At 30.5% G+C, this 2,239-nt stretch carries 2 protein-coding genes; one reads left to right on the top strand and one right to left on the bottom strand.

From position 1 onward, the window contains the following. Positions 1-249: 249 nt before the first annotated feature. Positions 250-1,650 (top strand): ISNCY family transposase, encoded by a 1,401-nt coding sequence (locus tag ACJMLZ_RS08575; RefSeq protein ID WP_405280819.1) that lies wholly within the window; start codon positions 250-252, stop codon positions 1,648-1,650. 58 nt (positions 1,651-1,708) lie between these two features. Here the strand turns inward: ACJMLZ_RS08575 and ACJMLZ_RS08580 are convergent, their stop codons facing one another. Next, the gene (locus tag ACJMLZ_RS08580) at positions 1,709-2,071 is read right to left on the bottom strand and encodes a NifB/NifX family molybdenum-iron cluster-binding protein (RefSeq protein WP_405305207.1); all 363 of its coding nucleotides are present in this window, start codon (positions 2,069-2,071) and stop codon (positions 1,709-1,711) included. Positions 2,072-2,239 lie beyond the last annotated feature (168 nt).

Consider the following 2,239-nt stretch of genomic DNA (forward strand, 5'->3'; position numbering starts at 1 on the left):
CTTAGCGTTACTTCTTCAACTACTTTCGTAGTTCCCATATATTTAAAAACATTTATTATTTAATGAACAGCACGAATTTTATGTTATTAATATTGATAAGTCAAATTATTTTCATATTTTGAAAATAATTTCTGATTCAAATATGATAATGTCTTAAGTAAACCAAGTTGATTATGTCTCAACGAGTTGAGACATAATCAATTCACATGTTATACTATATCCTCAGATTTAAGGAGGTTATAGATTATTATGAGAAAGGTCGAATTAAGAATGAATGAAGAAATCAAATATAAAACTATTAAAAAATTAATTGAAACAAATGGTAATAAAAAGAAGGCTGCTGTTAAACTTAATTGTTCTATCAGAACTATTGACAGGCTAATTGTTCTTTACAGAACTAAAGGCAAAGAAGGTTTTGTTCATGGCAATAGAGGCAAAGCTCCTTCTACTGCTATCCCTTTGGATATTAAAAATAAAATTATCTCATATTATATCAATGAATATTCTGATACTAATTTTACTCACTTCTGTGAAATCGTTGAAGAAGATTTTGATGTTAAAATTTCTGATACAACTCTAAATAAATGGTTATGGGAAGAAGACATTATCTCACCTAAAGCCAGAAGAAAAACAAAAAAGAAACTGAAATCCAAACTTAATAAGCGCTTAAATAATACAAAATCTGAAAAAAATAAAAACAATATCAAGGAATCTCTAGAAATACTCGATTCCAAAGATGCTCATCCTAGAAGACCCAGATCTAAATATGCAGGTGAAATGATTCAGATGGATGCTTCATCCTTTGAATGGATTCCTGGAGCTATATGGCATCTTCACCTGGCTGTTGACGATGCAACTGGTGAAGTTGTAGGTGCTTATTTTGATTTACAGGAAACTTTAAATGGATATTACAACGTTTTTTATCAGATTTTAAACAATTACGGTATTCCTGCTATGTTTTATACTGACAAAAGAACTGTTTTCGAATACATAAAAAAAGAACGTGCTTTTGATGATGAAGATACATTCACACAGTTCTCTTATGCCTGTCATACTCTTGGTGTTGAAATAAAAACAACGAGCGTCGCCCAAGCTAAAGGTCGTATTGAAAGACTTAACCAGACTTTTCAATCAAGATTGCCTGTTGAACTCAGACGCGCTCAGATTACAACTATAGAGCAGGCAAATGAATTTCTAAAATCCTACCTAAAGAAATTCAATGATAAGTTCGCTCTACGACTTAATAGTACCAAATCAGTATTTGAAATGCAACCGGCAGATGATGTAATCAATAGAACTCTGGCAGTATTTTCAGAAAGAAAAGTTGATTCAGGGCATTGTATCAAATTCAGGAATAGCTATTATAAGCTAATTACGGAAAATGGAATTCAAGCATGCATAAAACCTAAATCAACTGCAATTGTTATTGAAGCTTTCGATGGCAATCTATATGCAAATGTACTGGACAATATATTCATAATGGAAAAAGTTGAAGATCATAAAAAAGTATCCAGAAATTTTGATGAAGAGCCTAAAAAAGAGAAAAAGAAAAAGAAGTATATTCCTCCATTAGATCATCCATGGCGTCAAAATAATATACTTCATTTTAAAAACTACATGAAGCACCTAAATAATGGTGCTCATGTTTAACATTTTTTAAGACATTTTCAAATTTGCTTTACAATTATTTTCATATTTTGAAAATAATTTAATGACATTTGTGATTTGCATCATGTTTATGATGATCACATTCAGTATTTGGATCATATTCTAATGTACCAGTGATATATCTTTCAACCTGTGTTAAAGCATCACCACTAGCCCCTGGCAACAACTTCATTCCAGCAGAGACAATATGATTTTTAGCACCACCACCAATACCACCACAAATAACAACATCTATACCATGTTCTTTTAAAAATCCTGCTAACATACTACAACCATGCCCTTGTGTATCTAACATTTCACTAGAAATGATTTTATTATTTTCTACATTACAAACTAAAAAGCTTGGGCAATGACCGAAATGTTGAAATACTTGTCCATTGACACAAGTAACTGCAATTTTCACTTTTTTTCACCTTCTTTTAATATTTTTTCTATTTTAGATTGTATCTTTAGACCGTTAAAATGTCAATAAAACACATACATATGTTGACAACTGTTTTATACTGTTATATACTGTTTGTAGGTGGTGAGATATGTAATATGAAAATAATAATAAGTAATACATCAATGG

The organism is Methanobrevibacter sp., from assembly GCF_045126245.1.
Taxonomy (GTDB): domain Archaea; phylum Methanobacteriota; class Methanobacteria; order Methanobacteriales; family Methanobacteriaceae; genus Methanocatella.